At 61.2% G+C, this 19,983-nt stretch carries 19 protein-coding genes; 6 read left to right on the top strand and 13 right to left on the bottom strand.

Annotation, left to right across the window (positions count from 1 at the left end; genetic code table 11):
• Nucleotides 1-196 precede the first annotated feature (196 nt).
• From glpD to HA052_RS08680, 3 genes are all read left to right on the top strand, one after another.
• A complete protein-coding gene (gene glpD / locus HA052_RS08690) occupies nt 197-1,714 on the top strand; it encodes a glycerol-3-phosphate dehydrogenase (RefSeq protein ID WP_166451621.1) in 1,518 nt (505 codons plus the stop codon).
• Between the two features lie 468 nt (nt 1,715-2,182).
• Nucleotides 2,183-3,484 carry a CitMHS family transporter gene (locus HA052_RS08685; protein WP_166451620.1) on the top strand — a complete coding sequence of 434 codons (1,302 nt, stop codon included), beginning with the start codon at nt 2,183-2,185 and terminating at the stop codon, nt 3,482-3,484.
• A gap of 348 nt (nt 3,485-3,832) precedes the next feature.
• Complete coding sequence (locus HA052_RS08680; RefSeq protein WP_166451619.1) at nt 3,833-4,207, top strand: hypothetical protein; 375 nt, start codon at nt 3,833-3,835, stop codon at nt 4,205-4,207.
• A 173-nt stretch (nt 4,208-4,380) separates the two neighbouring features.
• Here the strand turns inward: HA052_RS08680 and HA052_RS08675 are convergent, their stop codons facing one another.
• The 5 genes from HA052_RS08675 to HA052_RS08655 form a co-directional block, all read right to left on the bottom strand.
• On the bottom strand, nt 4,381-4,689 hold the full coding sequence (locus HA052_RS08675; protein ID WP_166451618.1) for a hypothetical protein: 309 nt from the start codon (nt 4,687-4,689) through the stop codon (nt 4,381-4,383).
• Between the two features lie 144 nt (nt 4,690-4,833).
• Nucleotides 4,834-5,124, bottom strand: coding sequence for a hypothetical protein (locus HA052_RS08670; RefSeq protein WP_166451617.1), 291 nt, complete (start codon nt 5,122-5,124; stop codon nt 4,834-4,836).
• A gap of 1 nt (nt 5,125) precedes the next feature.
• Nucleotides 5,126-5,752, bottom strand: a complete 627-nt coding sequence (locus HA052_RS08665) for a M15 family metallopeptidase domain-containing protein (RefSeq protein WP_206118830.1) — start codon at nt 5,750-5,752, stop codon at nt 5,126-5,128.
• Nucleotides 5,685-6,281 carry a PAAR domain-containing protein gene (locus tag HA052_RS08660; RefSeq protein ID WP_166451616.1) on the bottom strand — a complete coding sequence of 199 codons (597 nt, stop codon included), beginning with the start codon at nt 6,279-6,281 and terminating at the stop codon, nt 5,685-5,687. Before HA052_RS08660 ends, HA052_RS08665 begins: the two co-directional genes overlap by 68 nt.
• Nucleotides 6,265-6,612 (bottom strand): hypothetical protein, encoded by a 348-nt coding sequence (locus tag HA052_RS08655; RefSeq protein WP_166451615.1) that lies wholly within the window; start codon nt 6,610-6,612, stop codon nt 6,265-6,267. The genes HA052_RS08660 and HA052_RS08655 overlap by 17 nt, the downstream gene beginning before the upstream one ends.
• 306 nt (nt 6,613-6,918) lie before the next feature.
• On the opposite strand from HA052_RS08655, the gene HA052_RS08650 reads away from it, so the two are divergent.
• A complete protein-coding gene (locus HA052_RS08650; protein WP_166451614.1) occupies nt 6,919-7,599 on the top strand; it encodes a B3/B4 domain-containing protein in 681 nt (226 codons plus the stop codon).
• Nucleotides 7,600-7,766: 167 nt separating this feature from the next.
• Here the strand turns inward: HA052_RS08650 and HA052_RS08645 are convergent, their stop codons facing one another.
• From HA052_RS08645 to HA052_RS08610, 8 genes are all read right to left on the bottom strand, one after another.
• Complete coding sequence (locus tag HA052_RS08645) at nt 7,767-8,879, bottom strand: ABC transporter ATP-binding protein (RefSeq protein WP_166451613.1); 1,113 nt, start codon at nt 8,877-8,879, stop codon at nt 7,767-7,769.
• Between the two features lie 11 nt (nt 8,880-8,890).
• Nucleotides 8,891-10,378, bottom strand: a complete 1,488-nt coding sequence (nagZ, locus tag HA052_RS08640; RefSeq protein WP_166451612.1) for a beta-N-acetylhexosaminidase — start codon at nt 10,376-10,378, stop codon at nt 8,891-8,893.
• A complete protein-coding gene (locus HA052_RS08635) occupies nt 10,375-11,244 on the bottom strand; it encodes a carbohydrate ABC transporter permease (RefSeq protein ID WP_081547533.1) in 870 nt (289 codons plus the stop codon). The genes nagZ and HA052_RS08635 overlap by 4 nt, the downstream gene beginning before the upstream one ends.
• 9 nt (nt 11,245-11,253) lie before the next feature.
• On the bottom strand, nt 11,254-12,117 hold the full coding sequence (locus tag HA052_RS08630) for a carbohydrate ABC transporter permease (RefSeq protein WP_081547531.1): 864 nt from the start codon (nt 12,115-12,117) through the stop codon (nt 11,254-11,256).
• Between the two features lie 104 nt (nt 12,118-12,221).
• Nucleotides 12,222-13,481: an ABC transporter substrate-binding protein gene (locus tag HA052_RS08625; RefSeq protein ID WP_048412866.1), complete on the bottom strand. Its 1,260-nt coding sequence runs from the start codon at nt 13,479-13,481 to the stop codon at nt 12,222-12,224.
• Between the two features lie 190 nt (nt 13,482-13,671).
• A complete protein-coding gene (locus HA052_RS08620; protein WP_081547527.1) occupies nt 13,672-15,054 on the bottom strand; it encodes an OprD family outer membrane porin in 1,383 nt (460 codons plus the stop codon).
• 161 nt (nt 15,055-15,215) lie between these two features.
• Nucleotides 15,216-15,431 (bottom strand): hypothetical protein, encoded by a 216-nt coding sequence (locus HA052_RS08615; RefSeq protein WP_166451611.1) that lies wholly within the window; start codon nt 15,429-15,431, stop codon nt 15,216-15,218.
• 70 nt (nt 15,432-15,501) lie between these two features.
• Entirely contained in the window at nt 15,502-17,199 is a 1,698-nt protein-coding gene (locus HA052_RS08610; RefSeq protein ID WP_166451610.1) for a methyl-accepting chemotaxis protein, read from the bottom strand.
• 224 nt (nt 17,200-17,423) lie between these two features.
• On the opposite strand from HA052_RS08610, the gene HA052_RS08605 reads away from it, so the two are divergent.
• Both HA052_RS08605 and HA052_RS08600 read left to right on the top strand, forming a co-directional pair.
• Nucleotides 17,424-19,403: a peptidase U32 family protein gene (locus tag HA052_RS08605; RefSeq protein ID WP_166451609.1), complete on the top strand. Its 1,980-nt coding sequence runs from the start codon at nt 17,424-17,426 to the stop codon at nt 19,401-19,403.
• 148 nt (nt 19,404-19,551) lie between these two features.
• A complete protein-coding gene (locus HA052_RS08600) occupies nt 19,552-19,959 on the top strand; it encodes a YkgJ family cysteine cluster protein (RefSeq protein WP_081547521.1) in 408 nt (135 codons plus the stop codon).
• The last annotated feature ends 24 nt before the right edge of the window (nt 19,960-19,983 follow it).

Genomic DNA, 19,983 nt, shown 5'->3' with positions numbered 1-19,983 from the left:
GTTGCCGCCTGTTTTTTTGCGTATTTCCGCGTTTAGGCAGATATATCGACAAAACCGCGTTCCAATCACATTAAAACGAAAGCAAAATGTTGTATTTTTGTTCGTTTATAATTATTCTGGGTAGAATGGCATCGCTGGGGCGCTGAACGCGCGCCAGTGAGGGAACAACGCCCCTGGAAAGAAAGAGGTAGGGAAGATGGCAGTGGAGATTTACGACCTGATGGTGATCGGCGGCGGCATCAACGGCGCCGGCATCGCGCGCGACGCGGCCGGACGCGGCTTGTCGGTGATGCTGTGCGAAAAGGACGATCTGGCCGCGCACACCTCCTCCGCCAGCACCAAGCTGATTCACGGCGGCCTGCGCTATCTCGAATACTATGAATTCGGCCTGGTGCGCAAAGCGCTGCAAGAGCGCGAAGTGCTGCTCAAGGCCGCGCCGCACATTATCTGGCCGCTGCGCTTCGTGATGCCGCACGACAAGAACCAGCGCCCGGAATGGATGATACGCTGCGGCCTGTTCCTCTACGATCACCTGGCGCGCCGCGAAGTGTTGCCCGCTTCCGAAACCGTCAGCTTCGCCAGCCACCCGGCCGGCCAGCCGATCAAGCCGGCGTTCAAGCGCGGTTTCGTCTACTCCGACGGCTGGGTGCAGGACGCGCGGCTAGTGGTGCTCAACGCCAAGGACGCCGCCGAACGCGGCGCGCGCGTGCAGACCCGCACCGCCTGCGTCGGCGCCCGCCGCGACGGCGAACACTGGCTGTGCGAGCTGCAGGCCGAAGACGGCAGCCGCAGCCAGGTGCGCGCCCGCGCCTTGGTCAACGCCGCCGGCCCGTGGGTGGAAAGCCTGATCAAGGACACGCTGGCGCTGCCGTCCAGCAAATCCATCCGCCTGGTCAAGGGCAGCCACATCGTGGTCAAGAAACTGTTCGACCACCCCTATGCCTATATCTTCCAGAATCCGGACAAGCGCATCATCTTCGCGATTCCCTACGAGCAGGATTTCACCCTGATCGGTACCACCGACGTGGAATACCACGGCGACCCTGCCAAGGTGGCGATAGACGATCAGGAAGTGGCCTATCTGTGTCAGATGAGCAACCGTTACTTCCAGACTCAGATCCGCCCGGCCGACGTGCTGTCCACCTACTCCGGCGTGCGCCCGCTGCTGGACGACGAAGCCAGCAACGCCGCCAGCGTCACCCGCGATTACTCGCTGGAAATGGATCTGGACGGCGCGCCGTTGTTGTCGGTGTTCGGCGGCAAGATCACCACCTTCCGCAAACTGGCGGAAGAGGCGGTGGACAAGTTGGCGCCGCTGCTGGGCAACCGCAAGACCACCTGGACCGCGGACTCTCCCTTGCCGGGCGGCGACATGCCGGGCGCGGATTTCGAGCGCTTCCTGCAAAACCTGCGTCAGCAATACCCGTGGCTGCCGGAAGCGCTGGCGCGGCGTTGGGCGCGCGCCTACGGCACCCGCGTGGCCAGGCTGATCGGCCAGGCCGCCGGCCTGGAGCAATTGGGCGCGGAACTGCTGCCCGGCTTGTACGAGGCCGAGCTGCGCTACTTGGCGGACGAAGAATGGGCGACGCGCAGCGAGGACATCTTGTGGCGCCGTTCCAAGCTCAAGCTGCACCTGCCGGCGCACGCCGCCGAGGTGATCGACGCCTGGTTGCAGGGCCAGAGCGCCGCGCGGGAACAACGGCTGACCGCCTGAACGACAGTCAGTCGAGGCCTGTTCAATGGCGGGACAAGGCGGAGATCGCTGAGAAAGCCAAGCGCGCATGCGGTAAATGAGGATGCCGAAGCGACTCTCGCCGTGTAAGGTTCCGCGACGTGAACAGGTTCTGAAATAGAAGCCCGGCGATGCCGGGCTTTGTCGTTTCCGCGTCTTGCGCCGGGCAAGACGGTATCAGGGAGCTTCGTATCCCAATCGCAAATGTATAGACAATAATCCCGCTGTCCGTGTAGGCTTTTCCGCCCAGTCCCTTTGTTTGGCTTTCAACAAGCGGAAGGGCTCCCACAAAAGCTCCGCTCGCTGTGCAAGCAAGTTCGACCAAAAGTCGGACCATAAAAAAAACGCCATTGCACCCGGTCTGTTCAGCGTCTGATGGAATACGGCGATAGCCAGTCCAGTTGGCGACTGAATTCCGGAATCATCCGATTCAGCCTCCCGGAGAAGCTCATGCTTACTTTTGCTGGCCTCGCCATCATCGTCATGGTGGTGTCCCTGTTGATCCTGCGCAAGCTTGCGCCCGTTGTCTGTCTCACCTTGATCCCCTTTATCGGCGCGCTGCTGGCCGGCTTCGGGTTCGCCGATATCGGCAAGTTCTATAGCGCCGGCCTGAACTCCGTCATCCAAGTGGCGACCATGTTCATCTTTGCCATTACCTTCTTTGGCGTAATGCAGGACACGGGGGTTTTTCGTCCCATCGTCAACGGCATGGTGGGAATTTCCAGAGGCAATGTCGTCACCGTGGCGGTGTGCACGGCGGTGGTGGGTATGCTGGCGCATCTGGACGGCGTCGGCGCCACCACCTTTTTGCTGACGGTGCCCACGCTGCTGCCCCTGTATCGGCGTTTGGGCATGAATCCCTATTTGATGATGCTGCTGCTGGCGTTGGGCGCGGGCATCCTCAATATGATGCCGTGGGCCGGTCCGCTGGGACGCGCGGCGGCGGTGACCGATCTGGACCCGGCCGCGCTATGGCAGCCTTTGATTCCTTTGCAATTGATAGGCGCGGGCTTGCTGGTGGCGCTCGCGGCGGTGCTGGGCGTGTTCGAAGCCCGACGCTTGCGCAAGCAAGGCCCCTTGCAGGCGGCGAATGATGCGGAACCGCTGGAAGACCTCCATGACAAACAGCCGCTGCCCAAACTGTTCTTCGTCAATATGGCTCTGTTTTTGGGGGTGATAGGCACGCTGATTTCCGGCATCCTGCCGTCCGGCTATATCTTCATGATCGGCCTGGGAATCGCCTTGGTCATTAATTATCCGGACGTGGATCAACAGTTGGAGCGCATCCGCGCGCATGCTCCAAACGCCCTGCTGATGGGAGCCATCATCCTGGCCGCCGGCTCCTTTCTGGGCGTCCTCAACGGCAGCGGCATGCTCAAGGCGATCGCCGCGGATTTGGTGCGGGTTTTGCCAAGCGAGGCGACGCCCTACCTGCACTTGATCCTGGGCGTGTTCGGCTTGCCGCTGGATCTGGTGTTGAGCACGGACGCCTATTACTTTGCCTTGCTGCCGGTGATTCTGGAAATCGTGTCCGCTTATGGCGTGGAAACGACATCGGCCATTTACGCGCTGCAAATCGGCAATGTGATTGGCACTTTCGTCAGTCCCTTTTCCCCTGCGCTGTGGTTGGGGCTGGGTTTGGCCGGCTTGGACATGGGGAGGCACATTCGCTATTCCCTGCTTCCGATGTGGGCCTTCTCGCTGGTTTTGCTTGGGGTGGCCGTTGGGCTTGGGCTGATCAAGATAGGCTGATCCTCAGAGCCTGTTCCAAAGGTTCGCGAGCAAGGGCGATACGGCCTTGAAAACACTTCGAGATGTTCATGTACTGTGCGCACACTCCGTTTTCACCACCGTTTTTGCCCTGTCTCGCCTTCGCTCGCGAGATCGAAAAACAGGCTCCCGGCCGGCGGTAAGGAAGGCGCGCGGCGCCCGCTTTATCCGGCGGCGGAGCCGCCGATCTTGTCTCGCGCGGGCCTTGGTCCGCAAAAGCTGTTACCTTATCCGCTCCACGCCTGAAGGCAAGGCGCGTTGCAAAAGCCTGTTTACGCCCTTGAGCTTGCGTCAAGGCATTGAACAGGCGCTATGACAATGGGAGGCCTTATGTCCGTAAAACGTCCATTTCGTCGCCATGATGACGCCGCCGGCCAGGCGGAGTCGCTGCAGGAACCCTCTTTCGCCGTCTGCTTGCCGCCGCGTTTGCGTCTGTACTGCGCGGCAGTGCCGGCCGGCGCCGGCGAGCAAGAGGCGTACCGAATGGGCCGCGAGTTCGCCGGCCATTACATTGAACACGTGGCTCACCATCCCTGCGCTGCCGAGGATTCCTTGCTGGCGCGCATGGCGGAATACGCCGATTTCACCGCGGAAGGGCCGGAGGGCGAGTATTGGGCCGGCTTCTTCTCGCTGCTGGAAGAGGCGGTGCTCAGCGCCGCCGAATTCCTGGACGCGGACGGCAAGATGGGCGGCTCCATCCACTGAGCCCGCGCCAATGCGGTTTATGCCCGGCCATGGGGCCGGGCTTGGTGTTTGCGCCCGGCTTGCTTGATTTGCAGCCTGTGGCTTTAGACGCTGACGATGCTCAACTGCGCGCTGTTTTTATCCACAGCATCCAAGCCCGTAGATTCAGGGAAGGCGAGCATTGGCAAGCCGTTTCATTCCACAATACCGAATACTTCATTCCATTTCTTTAGTTCAGCCACCACTTCAGGGTCTGCCTTATATTTTATTAGCAAGCGCTTTTGTTGTCGTTTAGCACGCTCACAATACTTATTCACCCCCTTGGTGACTTCGCGTTGTCTCGCGTCACCCATACCTGTTATCTCTCCTGCTAGATACTCACAGGTTTCAGCATTGTCGATGAATGCTTTGACATCTGTATTACTGAGATTGTTGGCATAGATATTGCAAGAAAGCAGTATAAAAATGGCGAGTATTTCATTCCATTTCTTTAATTCAGCCATCACGTCAGGGTCTGCCTTATATATTAGCAAGCGCTTTTGTTATCGTTTACCACGCGCGCAATACTTATTCACCCCCTTGATGACTTCGCATTGTCTCGCGTCACCCATACCTGTTATCTCTCACTGCTAAATGATGAGTAGATTCTATTGTCCATCAGCAAAAGTTTCGTCAAATTCTTTAATAGATTTGATCACACTTTCATCGTGCTTATATTTTAATAATAAGCGCTTTCTCTGTTTCTTGGCTTGTTCGCATACTTGATTAGCATTTCTGATAACAATAGCTTGTTCTGCATCACCTTCCCCACTAACCTCACCTAATAAGTGTTGGCAAATTTCGGCATTTTCAAGAAAGCGTTTAACATCTTTTTTTGTTAAATTTCCGGCGTAAGTATTGCTAGTTATGATTATTAACAATATAAATGTGTTTTTCATTTTATCTTCCATCAGAGGACCAGTGAGGTTTATCCCATGCACCACCTTTAAATTTGATTACCCCATAACTGGCTCCTATTATATGTAATTCTTTGTTCATTCCCATGCGAGGGGTACTTTCAATTGTTAATCGCTCTCCATTTTTATTTGAAATTATTAAACTACCAGTCCACGTAATATTCATATCGATCGCTAGCCTAGCTGTATGACGAGACCGCAACGCTGGTGGTTTTCCTAAGTGAAGAGTTTGAAAATAATTAGCCATAGCTATGGCAGCATTAATGGATCTATCCTCATCACCATGGTCCCACATGATAGGCACATCAGCTCTAGAATCAGCTTTGTTTGGTTTGACTTTTTTCTTGGCTATTTTATAGCTCCAATGCATAAGATATGCTCTTTTCTCCGGACGGTAGGTTGATGCAATTCTGATTCTTGCCCCTGCGGTCATCATCGCATCAATAAAAGCCCGAACATTGGCTTGGAAGGCTGGTTCCAGCTCCGATAGGCTGTTGCTGCCTGGATAGCGCTCCACCCAGGCCATGCCGCTGAGTTCGGGTTCAGGAATCGTCACTACAACAGGCGTCGCTTCCGATCTCGCCATCAAAAGTCTCTGTATGGTCGTCATGGTAGGGTGCCGTCAAAGTTGAATTCATGCACATAGTGCTGACGATGAGTTGGGTCATGCCCAGTGAATCCGTCAGTCCGGTTCTGAAGGTATGGTCTTGCAGGTCTATGCGATATGGCATGCCCACTTGCGGTTTGCCTGTTGTCTCGCTGACCAGTTGGTACTGGATTTCGAAGCGGTAGGGCGAGACATAGTCCCGCGCTGCTGCATATCCAGGCGGCGGAGGCGGAGGTTCGCCTTCGTCGGTCGAATTGCTTTTCAGATTTTGATTGGCGATCAGTTTGGGTGGCGGTTCGCACTGGCAGATGCACAGATCGCCCTCCAGCGCGGCTTGTTTGCCATGCCAGATTTCCGATGTCCGCGGCGGCACGCAGATAATGCGGCCAAGGCGGTTGCAGGCCGGGCAGTGAATGGGATCGCCTTCAACGGCCAGTTCCCTGCCTTCGATGCGTCCTTGCCCGCTGGCGGCTACGATGACGCCGCCGGCGGTGGTGCTTGCCCCAAGACAGCAGTTATATCTCTTTGACAAGGCTCGGCCTCCAGTCAGGGTCCAAGAAGCCGGGGGTGGGTTTCCCTTCGCGTTCATCAAGGAAGCGCAAGCCATTGGCTGGGCCTGAGTGGATCATGTCGCCGTTGCTGAGTGGGCTGCCTATCAGCGCCAGTGACTTGCCGGTTTCCTTGTTATAAAAAGCGTAGCCGCAGCCAGCGGTGACGATGGCGGTGCTGCCGTCCGGGTATTCGACAATATCTCCGGTCTGACCAACTTTTATATTGTCGCAGGCGACCGTGCTGGTGGCTTTCAATACCCCACCGTTTTTGCTCACACTCCCATCCAGTGCAACTTGATGCCAAGTTCCCATGATTGCACCCCTAATTATTTAAAAATAATGATGATTTATTTAATGGTAGGCACCGGAAACTGGCTTAAAGACTAGTATTTCTATTTGCATTCCATTGCGTTTATATAAAAAAATAAATACATTAAAAATAATTAATGCTTTGCTTGTTTTTAATGATGTTTTATTTGTTGTCAGTAATGGTTTTTATTGAATGGGAAGCCAGAAATCATAATGGATTCAGTTTCACTAATACCCCAGCAAAAAAACGCGTTTCCCCTTTGTCCGCGGCGGGCCTATGCTGACACGGATTCAACCGTGGAAAGCCCGATGATGCAGATTGCCCTGAGCCCCGCCTTATTGTCCCGCCTGCCTCAGATCCAGGTGAGCGGCCTGATCGCGTTGGACATAAACGCCGCCGCTTTGCCGGCGCGGCTGCCGACCTTGCCGGAGCCGGAGCGCGATCTGGACGAGTTGTTGCAAGCCTGGAAACAGTTGTACAAGGACTTGCCCGGCGACAAGAAGGCGCGCTGTTCGCTGGAATACCTGGTCAAGGCGGCGCAAAAGGACAAGTTGCGCAGCATCCTGCCGCTGGTGGATTTGTACAATCAGGCGTCCTTGCTGAGCCTGAGTCCGTTTGGCGGCGAGGACATCGCCAAGCTGGGCGGCGTATTGCAATTGGACCTGGCCATCGGCGACGAGTCTTTTCTGCCGCTGGGGAGGGATCAAGCCGAGACGCCGCAAGCGGGCGAGGCGGTATGGCTCAACGGTGAACGACAGGTGGTGTGTCGCAGTTTGAACTGGTTGGAATCGGACCTGTTCAAACTGGACGCCGGCAGCCGCGACGTGGTCTTCGTCAGCGAGCGGCCGGACGGCGCTTTTCCTTCCGGCGCGGCGGGCATGGACTGGCTGGCCGAGCAACTGCGGCCGCATGCCGGGCGGCTGGTCCGTTTCGAACTGGATGCGGCGCGGGCGAGCTTTGAGCTAGCGGCTGTGGATAAAGTGGCGTAATGGCGTGAGCCTGTGGATAAGCTTTGCCGCCGGCTTGGCGAACCGGGTCTCGCCGTTCGCCATTTCTCCGGGGCGGTAAACTGTGGATAAAACGGCAGGATAAGTTTTCCTGTGGATAAATGAAAAAGGACGCGATCGCGTCCTTTTTGCTTATGCGCTGCCGTTGTTCACACCGTCTCGGCCTGGGCCTGCGCTTGCGCCGCCAGCCGGGGCAAGGCCTGGCCACGGGCGTCGAATAGATGACAGTGCTCGGCGTCCAGCGTCAGGCGGCAGCCGCTGCCGGCCTGTGGCGCACTGTCCTGGCCGCCCAGTTTGACGGCGATGGGCTCGGCCACGCCGTCGGCCTGGACGTAGACGATCTGCACATCGCCCAGGTGTTCGACCAGCTGCACCGTCGCCGGCACGCCGGCGTCGGCGAAGCGCAGGTGCTCGGCGCGCACGCCCAGGGTGACGGCGTCGCCGGCGCGGCCTTGAAACGGCAGGCTCAGCTGCTTGCCGCCGGGCAGTTCCAGCGTCAGGCCGGCCGGAGTGTCCGCAACGATGGCCGCCGGCAGGAAATTCATCTTGGGCGAGCCGATGAAGCCGGCGACGAAGCGGTTGGCCGGGCGCTGATAGAGCTCCAGCGGCGTGCCCACCTGCTCGATGCGGCCGGCGTTGAACACAGCGATGCGGTCGCCCATGGTCATCGCTTCCACCTGGTCGTGGGTGACGTAAATCATGGTGCTGCCCAATTCCTTGTGCAGCCGCGCCAGTTCGATGCGCATCTGCACCCTGAGCGCGGCGTCCAGATTGGACAGCGGTTCGTCGAACAGAAACACCTCCGGCTTGCGCACGATGGCGCGGCCGATGGCCACGCGCTGGCGCTGGCCGCCGGACAGCGCCTTGGGTTTGCGGTCCAGCAGGTGTTCTATCTGCAGGGTCAGCGCCGCGCGGTGCACGGCGGCGGCGATTTCCTGCTTGCTCTTGCCGGCTAGCTTGAGGCCGAAAGCCATGTTTTCCCTCACCGTCATGTGGGGGTAGAGCGCGTAGCTCTGGAACACCATGGCCACGCCGCGCTTGGACGGCTGGATGTCGTTGGCGAGCTGGCCGCCTATCCACAGTTCGCCGGCGCTGATGTCTTCCAGGCCGGCGATCATGCGCATCATCGTGGATTTTCCGCAGCCGGACGGGCCGACGAAAACCATGAATTCGCCGTCGCGGACGGCGAGGTCCACGCCGTGGATGACGGCGTTGCCGTCGTCGTAGACTTTCTGAATATTGCTGAGCTTGAGGTGGGCCATATCGAATCCTTTTATTGCAAGCGCGCCGGCAGCGCGCCTGCGGCTTCTATCTCGCCGGTCAGCCATTGGGCGACGGCGTCCAGCGCGGCGTCGGCGAAGCCGTAGCTGATCAGCGCCGGCGCGTCGAGATCGGCGGCGCCGTAGGGGTTCCACAAGGCCAGGTGCAGATCCGGCCGCCATTCGGCGCGTTCGCGCGCGCCGTAGCGCTCGCGGGTGGTGGAGGCGACCACGGTGTAGCGGCCGTCCTGAGGCAGCCGGCGCCAATCCAGTTCCTCGCGCCGCTGGTAGCGGATCACTTCCAGGCTGAAGCGGCGCGACAGCCGGGCGATCAGCGCGTCGGCGGACAGGCCGGCCTCGGACACGCCGTCGGACGGCGCCTGGTCCTGCACCACCAGGCGCAGTATGGCGTTGGCCGGCGGGCGTTGCGGCTGGCCGTGGGCGGTCAGCGCGCGGCGCCAGACGTCGGCGAACAATTCGGCGTCGGCGGCGCGCTGCGCCGCGCTGTAATCGCTCTGGCGGCTAGGGTAGCGCCGGATCAGCGCGTCCACGCGCGCGGCCGCTTCCTGTAGCCGCGCCTCGCTCAGCCGACCGGCGGCAACGGCGGCTATCAGCGCCTGCTTGCTATCCTCCATTTCGTCCTGGAATTGCAGCACCAGGCTGAGGTCGGCGCCGGCGGCCAGCGCCTGGGCGCTGCCCTGGGCCTGGCCCCAGCGTTCGCGGATGGCCTTCATATTCATGCCGTCGGTGATCATCACGCCTTGGTAGCCCAGCTGTTCGCGCAGCAGTTGTTGCAGGATGGCCGGCGACAGCGTGGCCGGCCAGTCCGCGTCCAGCGTCGGAAAACGGATGTGGGCGCTCATCATGCCGGGGGCGAGGTCGGCCAGCGCGGCGAACGGCGACAGCTCGTAATCGCGCAACTCGGCCTTGGGCTTGTCTACCACAGGCAGATCCAGATGGGAGTCGGTGTGGGTGTCGCCGTGGCCGGGGAAGTGCTTGACGCAGCAGGCCACGCCTTCGGACAGATGGCCGCTGATCCAGGCGCGCGCCAGTCTCGCCGCCTTGAGCGGGTTTTCGCCGAAGGAGCGTTCCGAGATCACCGGATTGTCGGGGTTGTTGTTGAGGTCCAGCACCGGGGCGAAATTCCAGTTCACGCCCAGGCTGGCCAGGCCGCGCGCCACCGCGGCGCCCACTTTCTCGGCCAGTTCCGCGTCGTCCACCGCACCCAGCGCCATCGCCGACGGCGCCGCCGGCAGGAACAGGGTGCGCATCACCGCGCCGCCTTCCTGGTCCATGCCGATCAGGATGTCTTCGCCCAGCGCGCATTGCAGATCGGCGATCAACCGGCGGATGCTGGCCTCGTCCGGCACATTTCGGCGAAACAGGCAGATGGCGCGCGCGCCCAGCTGTTGCAGGAAGGCGGCTTCGTCCTCGCCCAGGCGCGGGCCGGCCACATCCACCATCAGCGCCTGGCCGGCCAGTTGTTGCAGGGTGTCGCTCATTTGACGGCTCCATCGAATCCGCGCAGGAAGTAGCGCTGGGTGAACAGGAAGACCAGCAGGATGGGCAGCACGGTCAGCACCGCGCCGGCGGCCACCACCCGGGTTTTGAAACTGAAGGCGCCGGACAGGTAGAGCACGCCCACCGACAGCGGGAATTTGTCCGGGCTGGACATCACGATGGACGGCCAGATGTATTGGTTCCACGCCGACACCATGGTGAGTATGGTCAGCGCCGCCAAGGCCGGGCGCGACAGCGGCAGCATGATTTTCCAGAAAATCTGCCAGTCGCCGGCGCCGTCGACGCGGGCGGCGTCGATCAAGTCCTGCGGCACCGCCTCAAAGGCCTGCTTCATCAGGAAGATGCCCACCGCCCCCGCCAGCGTGGGCAGCACCACGCCGCTGTAGCTGTCGGTGAGTTGCAGCTTGGACACGGTGATGAAGTTGACCAGGAAATTGACTTCGCTGGGCAGGATCATGGTGGCGAGGATGGCGCCGAACACCAGCTTGCGGCCGGGAAAGCGCATCCGCGCCAGCGGGTAGGCGGCCAGCGCGCTGACGAGCAGGGTGCCGGCCACGGTGGCCAGCGCGATGATGACGGAGTTCTTGTAGAAGGCCAGCAGATCGATGCTGGACACCGCCTCCTTGAAGTTGTCCAGGCCGGGGGCGCTGGGCAGCAAGGGAGGCGGGAAGGCGAACACATCGCCCTCGGTGGACAGCGCGGTGACCAGCGTCCACCAGAACGGGTAGACGGTGACGACGGCGATCAGGCTCAGCACCAGATAGTGCAGGCCGCGGCCGGCCAGCTTGCTCAGCCGGGCGCTGTGGCGGCGGGCGGCGGGCGCGGCGAGGGTGGCGGTGTTGTGCATGGCGTTTCCTTAAGCGTCGCGCGGCTGCAGATAGCGGAAGTTCAACCACGCCAGCGCCACGCAGAACACCGACATCACCAGGCTGGCGGCCAGCGCGCGGCCGAAGTTCAGCGATTTGATGCCGAACTCGTAGGCGTAGAACAGCGCGGTGTAGGTGGATTGCATCGGCCCGCCCTTGGTCATGATCTGCACCTCCTCGAAAGCCTTGACCGCGGCCAGCACCGACATCACCGAGCACAGCAGGATGGTGGGCGCCAGCAGCGGCACGGTGATGCGCCAGAAGCGCTGCCAGGCGTTGGCGCCGTCCAGTTGCGCGGCTTCGTAGATATCGGCCGGCACCGCTTGCAGGCCGGCCAGGTAGAGCACCATATACCAGCCCAGGCCGCGCCAGACGGTGATGAACATCACCGCGAACAGCGCGATGCGGTCGTCGTTGAGCCAGCCCACCGGTTCGTTGATCACCCGCAGCCAGTGCAGTGCGGCGTTAAGCACGCCGTCCTCGGTGTACATGAAGTTCCAGATGATGCCGATTACCGATACCGAGGTGACCACGGGCAGGTAGTAGGCTGCGCGGAACCACTTGATCGCCGGCAGCTGGTTGTTGACCAGCACCGCCAGCAGCATGGCGACGACCTGGATCACCGGCACTACCAGCAGGTAGACGGCGGAATTTTTCAGCGAGGCCAGGAACAGTTCATCGCCGAACAAATCGCGGAAATTGTCCAGGCCCACCCAGCGCGGGCTGTCGATCAGATTGTACTGGGTGAAGGCGATGAAGCTGCCGAAGCCCACCGGCCAGAAGGAGAACGCCAGCATCAGCAGCAGCGCCGGGGCCAGGAACAGATAGGCTTGCAGCGTGGTCTTGGTGCGCATGGGCAGAACCTTGTGACGTAGCGGCAGGCCGGCGCCGGGATGCGGCGTCGGCCTGCGGGTTGCGGGGCGGCGGCGTTTGGGACGCCGCCGCGTTCAAGCGCGTTTTACAGTTTGCCGCTCCAGAACGCCGCGGCCTCGTCCAGTGCGGCCTTGGGGTCCTGGCGGCCGGTGACGGCTTTCTCCACCGCGGCGGCCAGGCGGGCGGACAGCACGTCCGGGTCCTTGACGCCGGCCAGGTAGATGGTGCGGGTCTTGTCCAGGCTGGCGGCGGCCACGCCTACGGCTTTTTCCGCCGCGCCGGCGTCATTGGCCACTTTCTGGAAGTAGGGGTCCTGCGCCGCCTTGCGCGCGGTGGGCAGGGTGCCGGCCAGCTTGGCGAAGGCGAGCTGGTTGTCGGCGTTGGTCAGGTAGTTGCCGAACTTGCCGATCTCCGGCAGCAGCGCCTTGTTGACGTTGCGCGCCACGCCGAAGTTGAACATCCAGCCGCCGGCGGCGATACCGGTGGGGCCGATGGGCGCCGGAGCCACTTGGGTGGACTGGTAGAGCTTGGGCGCTTCGTCGCGCACCCGGGTCAGCGAGGCCGGGGTGGTGACCAGCATGGCCATGCGGCCGCTGTTGTAGGCGGCGATGGATACCTGGAAGTTGTCCTGGGCGAACAGATTGTCCTTCAGCAGCGCGCCGGACTTGTAGGCGTCGCCCAGTTTTTTCAGCATGGCCACGTGGGCCGGGCTGTTGAACACCGGTTTGCCGTCCTTGAGCAAGGGCAGGCCGTTCTGGATCAGAAAGCCTTCGATCTTGGTGGGGCCTAGCGCCGGGGCGAAGCCGGCGACGCCGGTTTTGGCCTTGATGGTTTTGGCGTAAGCCAGCTGCTCGTCCAGCGATTTGGGCGGCTTGGCCGGGTTGAGGCCGGCTTTCTTGAACAGTTCGGCGTTGTAGGCGATGACGTTGGCGCCGTTGTAGTGAGGGAAGGCGTAAACCTTGCCGTCGAAAGTGACGTCCTTGATCGCGCCGTCCACGTACTGGCCCTTGTTGATCACGCCGTCCAGCGGCTGCAGCAGGCCGCTTTGCTTGTAGTCGTAAGCCCAGGGCACGTTCAGGTTGACCAGGGCCGGCGGTTTGCCGGCGCCGACGGCGGCGGTGAACTTGGACTGGATCACGTCCCAGGGGTAGTCGGTCCATTTGATTTCGACATTGGGGTTCTGGGCGTTGTATTTGCCGACCAGATCCTTGAAGTAGCCGTCGAATTTGGGCGACAGGCTCATAGTCCACACTTCCAGCACCGGCTTGTCGGCGGCCAGCGCCGGCAGGGCGACGGCGCAGCCGGCGGCGAGCAAGGCGGCGCGAGCGAAGGCGTTGAGTTTCATGATGGTTTCTCCATGGAGGCCGGCGCTGGCGGGCGGCCAGTCTGACGGCGGGCTTGCTGTATTGTTATGCCATTTGATTGGCGTTTTTCCGCATTGTGGCATTGAAGTGGTGTCAATGAAAGCGAGACCAGTTCAATGCCAGTGAGCCGGCGGCAGGACGGGCGATAGGACGCCCGGCTGGCCGCGCGGATCAGAAGGTCTTGCTGTAGGAGGCGATGACTTTCACGTCGTTGCGGTCGGATTTGCCGTAGAAGCCGTCGGTGCGCAACCAGGCCGGATAGACGCCGATGCTGGCGCCCTTGAACATGCCGCTTTGCACGCTGTAGCCGATGCTGAAGTCCACTTCATGGGCCTTGGTATCGGCCTTGCCCGGGTTTTTCATCCCGGTGGCGTAGTTGCCGGACAGGCCCACGGTCAAGCCGGGCACGCCCACCTTGGCCAGGTCGTAGTTGACACCCAGCTTGTAGACGGTGGTGCCGTCCCAGACGAAGTCGTCCAGCTGGCCCCAGGTCTGGATGAAGTTGCGGTTGTCGCTATTGCCCCACGGCGTCATGCGGAAGTTCAACTCGCCGGAGTCCGGGGCCTTGGTGTAGCCCAGGCCGCCCATCAGCGTCCAGCCGTTGGTGGCGTAGCTGACGCTGCCGCTGGCGTGGTATTCGCTCTTGGGGTTCTGGAAGCCGGAGAGCTGAGTCTGGTACTTGCCGGTGAAGTAGTAGCCGGTGGCGGTCAGCTTGTCGTCGCCGTTGAGCTGCCAGGAGTAGGAGCCGGCGATCTGGGCGTTGCGGCGGTAGTCCTTGCCTTCGCCTACGCCAACGTCGACGAAGCCGTTTTTGGGCGCGTAGCGGAAGCCCAGGCTGTTGACGTAATCGACTCGTTTGGCGGTGCTGCCGTTGCTGCGGCCCTGCTCCCAGGAATTGGTCATGTCGCGGAAGCGGGTGTCCCACTCATTGCGGAATTGGTCGGCCCAGCCGTAGCCCACTTCGAAGTCGCCGAACTTGTATTTCATTTCCACGCCCCGGTAGGCGTGGGATTGCAGGCCGCCGGAGGTGCCCAGGGTGCCGATGCCTATCGGGGTGTAGCCGGCGCGGGCGGAGAAGCCCTGGCCGTCTTCGTGCTGACGGAATTTCAGCGCGGCCTGGCTCAACACCGCGGCGCTCTTGTCCACGCCGCCGGGCTGGGAGCTGTCGTTGACGTCGTGATTCAGCACTTCCGACCAGCCTTTGCCGCTGTCCAGGCGGATGGCGGCGTGGGCGGCGGCGTCGAAGCCCAGCTTGTTCCAGGCGTAGCCGGAACGGAAGTTCAGGCCCAGGTTGAGCGCGTTGACGGTGATGTCGTCGCGGTTTTTGCCGTTGGGCGGAGCGGGCCAGTCCGCTTGGCGGTTGCGGCCGTAATAGATGGCGCTGACGGTGGTTTCGGACTTGGTAATCAAGTCGTAGACGTCCACCGGCTCGAAAGTGGCTGGCGCGCCCTGGGTGGGCGAGGTGTCGTTAGTCGGAATCGAGTCTTCCGCCGCCATGACGACACAGGGCAGGGCGGTCAACAGTAGTAGGGCAAGCTTGGTCGGCTTAGGCATTTCAGTCACTCCAATCACGTGGCGACACCTCTGTTGGATGTCCTGCGCTAAAACTATCTGGTCTTTTACTGGTTCTCAATTGGTATCTCATTGGTATTGCAAAATAATTCGTCATATTGTTGCAATGCTGCCATGCACATGGGTTTCCCTGAAATAGCCGCTTATTGGCGCAAGATCGCCGCCAAATGCAAATGAAAGGCATCTGCTTTTTGTTTTTGCGAACGAAATTTGTAGCGCCAACGAATGATTGGCCGTGGAAACAATGCGTTTTCAATCGCAATAGTGTGTACGAGAGCGATGAGTGTTCGCTTATCGACATTGTTGCTATGCAGCATGGCGTTGCGGCGAAGGTAAGCGCCGGCTGACCCATAGGCCATGGGGCATTGCCAGACTAAAAAAAAGCCTGGCAAGCGCCAGGCCAAGTGCGGAGAGGGGGTAAACGGGGTTTCAGCCGGCGGCCGCCAAGGAGTGGCCGGTTTGCAGCGGTGTTTCTTCGCTTTGGCTTTGGCCGGCCTGCGGCAAGGTGAAATAGTTGATGCTGGATTGCAGCTCGTGCGACATCTGTTCCATCTGGCTGGCGGAGTCCGCGGTTTGGTTGGCGGCGGCGCTGGTTTCCTCGGACATCTGCGCCACTTTCTCCACATTGGCGGCGATGCCGGTGCCGGTGGCCTGCTGCTCGTGCAGCGACACCGAAATCGCGCTCAGCGACTGTTTGACCCTGGCCACCTTGTCGTTGATGCCGGTGATGGCTGCGCGCGCGTCGCTGGCCTGCTGCAGTCCCACTTCCATGTGGTCCACGGTGTGGTGGATGTTCTGCACCACATGGGCGCTGCTATCCAGCATTTCGCGGATGCTGGCGCCGATTTCGGAGGTGGACTGGGCAGTGCGCTCGGATAGCTTGCGCACTTCGTCGGCCACCACGGCGAAGCCGCGGCCCTGTTCGCCGGCGCGCGCGGCTTCAATGGCGGCGTTCAGCGCCAGCAGATTGGTTTGGTCGGCCACGTCGCGTATTACCTGGATCACATTGGAGATCTGCTGCGAGCGGCTGCTCATCAGGTCGGCTTGCACCTGCGAGGCGCGCGCCATGTCGGCCACCGATTCTATGGTGTGCAGGGTTTGGTCGATGATGGATTCGCCGCGGGTGGCCAGGTCGCCGGTGGAGACGGATTCGGTGGCCACGTCGGTGGTGTTGTCGTCCACCGAGCAAATGCTGACCGACAATTGCTCCACCGAGGCCGACATCGACGAGGCGGCCCGGGTCTGTTCCTCGGCGCTGGCGGCCACCTGTTCCGCCGCCGCCGCCAGCTCGGTGGCGTTGGCGCTTAGCTGGCTGATGATCTGTTGCATGGCGCGCACCATGCGGATCAGCCCGCTTTGCATGCGCGCCATTGAGGCGACCACACTGTGCTGATCGCCTGCCTTGACCTGCAGCCTTTGGCTGAGGTCGCCGTTGGCGATGCGCTCGGTCAGCGCCACCACGTCGCGCGGCTCGCCGCCCAGCTCGGCCATCAGCGAGCGGATGATGATCAGCGACAGCACGGCGCCCAGCGCCACGCCGCAGATCAAGAGCGCGATGGCGACGACGCGGCTGGCGGCGGCGCGCTCCTGCGCCTTGACGAATTCTTCCGCCGCCACTCGCAGCTGTAAGTCGATCAGCGCGGCGATGCGGTTGGCGATGGGATCGATGGCCGGGTACATTTCCTTGTCCAGGAAGAGTTGCATCGCGGCGCGGTCCCCGGACTGGGCCAGGCTTTTGAGTCGGGCCACGCTGGCGTCGGCGTGGCGCATCGCCGCCTCTGCCTGGTCGGCCAGGGTTTTTTCCTCATCGGTCAGATAAGTGGCGCGGTAGTCGCCCCATTGTTTTTTCAGCGCCACTTGCGCGGCGTCGATGCCACCGAGAAAACCGGCCGCGTCGATGGCGCCGGCATGCAGTTTGTGCGCCCCATCGACTATGCCGACAGCGTAGCTGTCGGCCACGGTTTTCAGCTGCTTCAGGCAGACCACCCGGTCGTTGTAGGTGGTGGCGAAGTCGTCGAGTATGCCTTTTTGCGCGTGCTGGCCAAACAGGCTGATCAGAATAGTGATGGCCAGCAGGGCCGCGACGAGTGCGCTTAGGCGCTGGGCGATGGTCAGGCGGTTGAACATGACGCTCTCCGAATTGGTTTTTGCATGCATAAAACCGATTTTGACTATTTGGAGGTGTAGACGCGGCATGTGACGGTGGCATGGCAAGGCCGTGATCCCGAGGCTGAACTTAAAAGCCGCTGCTGCAAATTCCTACCTATAACTCCATGATTCCGTTATAATTCCGCCCCTTTGCGGCCGCCATCGCCCGACGCGGCCACCTATACTAAATGTCAGGAAACGCCATGAGCCTGTTGTCGCACCAGATCGAGTTGCTATCGCCCGCCAAGACCGCCGAAATCGGCCGCGAGGCCATCTTGCACGGCGCCGACGCGGTGTACATCGGCGGGCCCAGCTTCGGCGCGCGTCACAACGCCTGCAACAGCGTGGAGGACATCGCCGGCCTGACCGCGTTTGCGCACCGCTACCACGCGCGCATCTTCGCCACGCTCAACACCATCTTGCACGACGCCGAACTGGAGCCGGCGCGCAAGCTGATCTGGCAGTTGTACGACGCCGGCGTGGACGCGCTGATCATCCAGGATATGGGCATCCTGGAGCTGGATTTGCCGCCCATCCAGCTGCATGCATCCACTCAGTGCGACATCCGCACGCCGGAAAAAGCGCGTTTCCTGTCCGACGCCGGCTTCTCCCAGGTGGTGCTGGCGCGCGAGCTGACGATTCCGCAAATCCGCCAGGCTGCCGACGCGGTGGGCGACGCCGCCACCATCGAATACTTCATTCACGGCGCGCTGTGCGTGGCCTTCTCCGGCCAGTGCTATATCAGCCACGCCGACAACGGCCGCAGCGCCAACCGCGGCGACTGCTCGCAAGCCTGTAGGCTGCCGTATACGCTGACCGACAAGGACGGCGGCGTGGTGGCTTTCGACAAGCATTTGCTGTCGATGAAGGACAACAATCAGAGCGTTAATCTGGAGGCGCTACTGGACGCCGGCGTGCGTTCCCTGAAGATTGAGGGCCGCTACAAGGACGTGTCCTACGTGAAGAACATCACCGCCCACTACCGGCTGCTGCTGGACGAGATCATCGAACGGCGGCCGGAACTGGCGCGCGCCTCCAGCGGCGACAGCGAGATCTTCTTCGCGCCGGACCCGGACAAAACCTTCCACCGCGGCGGCACCGATTACTTCGCCACAGGTCGCAAGATCGACATCGGCGCTTTCGATTCGCCCAAATTCGTCGGCGTCGGCCTGGGCGTGGTCAGCAAGGTGGGACCGGACTGGCTGGAGATCGCCACTTGCGAAACCATGAGCAACGGCGATGGCATCAACTTCATGAAGAAGCGCGAAGTGGTGGGCGTGCAGGCCAATACCGTGCAGCAAGTGGGCAAGACCGCGGACGGCGAATTGTTGTGGAGGGTGTTTCCCAACGACGCCTCGGTGCTGGCCGGCCTCAAGCCGGGCGTGGACATCTGCCGCAACCGCGACCACGCCTGGGAGCTGGCGCTGTTGAAAAAGTCCGCTGAGCGCAAGGTGGGCGTGTGGATGACGCTGGCCGAAAACGCCGAAGGCCTGGAATTGAGCATCACCGACGAGGACGGCGTCAGCGCCGTTGCCTGTAGCCCGCTGGCGCTGGAGCCGGCCAAGGATGCGGAGAAGGCGCTGGCCGGACTGCGAGACAATCTGGCCAAGCTGGGCAACACCATGTTCGTCGCCCACGATGTAACGCTGCAACTCTCTCAGCCGTGGTTCGTGCCCGCCTCGGCGATCAATGCCTTGCGCCGAGACGGCATCGCCCGGCTGGAGGCCGCGCGTTTGCAGGCCTGGCCGCGCCAGCCGCGCAAGGCGGCGCTGCAGCCGCCGGCGCCGTATCCGGAAAAGACGCTGAGCTATCTGGCCAACGTCTATAACAACCTGGCCTGGCAGTTCTACCGAAAGCACGGGGTGGAGGTCATCGACGCTGCTTACGAGGCGCATCAGGAAGAGGGCGAGGTCAGCCTGATGATCACGAAGCACTGCCTGCGTTTCTCCTTCAACCTGTGTCCGAAGCAAGCCAAGGGCGTGAAGGGCGTGATGGGCCAGGTGCGCGCCGATCCGATGACGCTGAAATCCGGCAACGAGACCTACACATTGAAGTTCGAATGCCGGCCTTGCGAGATGCATGTGATGGGCAAGATGAAAAAGCACATCCTGAAGGCCGCGCCGCCAAGCGAGGTGCCGTACTCCGCGCCCTTGACCTTCTTCAAGCAGCGTCCGCAGTCTTGAGCGCTGGATTGCCGATCTGAAACGGTCGGTGAGTCGATTGCGGCGGCGGCGGAGAGGCGCGTAAAATGCGCCTCTTTCCTTTTTTCCTATCCGGAACAATCCTTTAATACATTATCGCCGGCCACGCCGGCATCACGGGGAATCAAACGTGGCCGACATTGAGCGCCTGGACACCTGGGTCAAATACAAGAACGGTTTGTGCGACGACTGCATGGGCAGCTGCTGTTCCATGCCGGTGGAAGTGCGGCTGCCGGATCTGGTGCGCATGGGCGTGGTGGACGAGTTCGAGTTGGAAGAGCCGATCAAGAACATCGCCAAACGTCTGGAAAAGCAGCGGCTGATCCAGCACTTCAATTTCAAGCGGGAACTGTTCACGCTGGCGAGGCGTGCCAACGGCGACTGCATGCACCTGGATCAGAAGACCCGTTTGTGCGGCATTTACGAGCGGCGCCCCAATACTTGCCGCAACCATCCCAAGGTGGGTCCCAAGCCCGGCTTCTGCGCGTATACCCGCAATCCTCAGAAGATCGCCTTCCATCGCAACACCACGGCGTGAACGCTGTTTCACGTGAAACCCTCC

This window comes from Chromobacterium fluminis, assembly GCF_011602385.1.
GTDB classification, from domain to species: Bacteria; Pseudomonadota; Gammaproteobacteria; order Burkholderiales; family Chromobacteriaceae; genus Chromobacterium; species Chromobacterium fluminis.
Note: the sequence above shows the minus strand (reverse complement) of the source record. Positions and strands in the feature narration are given on the sequence as shown.

Bases quoted from the DNA above. Each gene is read 5' to 3' on its own strand.
- HA052_RS08620 (WP_081547527.1), bottom strand. From the start codon at position 15,054: ATGCCTAAGCCGACCAAGCTTGCCCTACTACTGTTGACCGCCCTGCCC.
- HA052_RS08650 (WP_166451614.1), top strand. From the start codon at position 6,919: ATGATGCAGATTGCCCTGAGCCCCGCCTTATTGTCCCGCCTGCCTCAG.
- HA052_RS08645 (WP_166451613.1), bottom strand. From the start codon at position 8,879: ATGGCCCACCTCAAGCTCAGCAATATTCAGAAAGTCTACGACGACGGC.
- HA052_RS08685 (WP_166451620.1), top strand. From the start codon at position 2,183: ATGCTTACTTTTGCTGGCCTCGCCATCATCGTCATGGTGGTGTCCCTG.
- HA052_RS08675 (WP_166451618.1), bottom strand. From the start codon at position 4,689: ATGGCTGAATTAAAGAAATGGAATGAAATACTCGCCATTTTTATACTG.
- HA052_RS08670 (WP_166451617.1), bottom strand. From the start codon at position 5,124: ATGAAAAACACATTTATATTGTTAATAATCATAACTAGCAATACTTAC.
- HA052_RS08605 (WP_166451609.1), top strand. From the start codon at position 17,424: ATGAGCCTGTTGTCGCACCAGATCGAGTTGCTATCGCCCGCCAAGACC.
- HA052_RS08610 (WP_166451610.1), bottom strand. From the start codon at position 17,199: ATGTTCAACCGCCTGACCATCGCCCAGCGCCTAAGCGCACTCGTCGCG.
- HA052_RS08615 (WP_166451611.1), bottom strand. From the start codon at position 15,431: ATGGCCTATGGGTCAGCCGGCGCTTACCTTCGCCGCAACGCCATGCTG.
- HA052_RS08630 (WP_081547531.1), bottom strand. From the start codon at position 12,117: ATGCGCACCAAGACCACGCTGCAAGCCTATCTGTTCCTGGCCCCGGCG.
- HA052_RS08625 (WP_048412866.1), bottom strand. From the start codon at position 13,481: ATGAAACTCAACGCCTTCGCTCGCGCCGCCTTGCTCGCCGCCGGCTGC.
- HA052_RS08655 (WP_166451615.1), bottom strand. From the start codon at position 6,612: ATGGGAACTTGGCATCAAGTTGCACTGGATGGGAGTGTGAGCAAAAAC.
- HA052_RS08665 (WP_206118830.1), bottom strand. From the start codon at position 5,752: ATGACGACCATACAGAGACTTTTGATGGCGAGATCGGAAGCGACGCCT.
- glpD (WP_166451621.1), top strand. From the start codon at position 197: ATGGCAGTGGAGATTTACGACCTGATGGTGATCGGCGGCGGCATCAAC.
- HA052_RS08635 (WP_081547533.1), bottom strand. From the start codon at position 11,244: ATGCACAACACCGCCACCCTCGCCGCGCCCGCCGCCCGCCGCCACAGC.
- HA052_RS08680 (WP_166451619.1), top strand. From the start codon at position 3,833: ATGTCCGTAAAACGTCCATTTCGTCGCCATGATGACGCCGCCGGCCAG.
- nagZ (WP_166451612.1), bottom strand. From the start codon at position 10,378: ATGAGCGACACCCTGCAACAACTGGCCGGCCAGGCGCTGATGGTGGAT.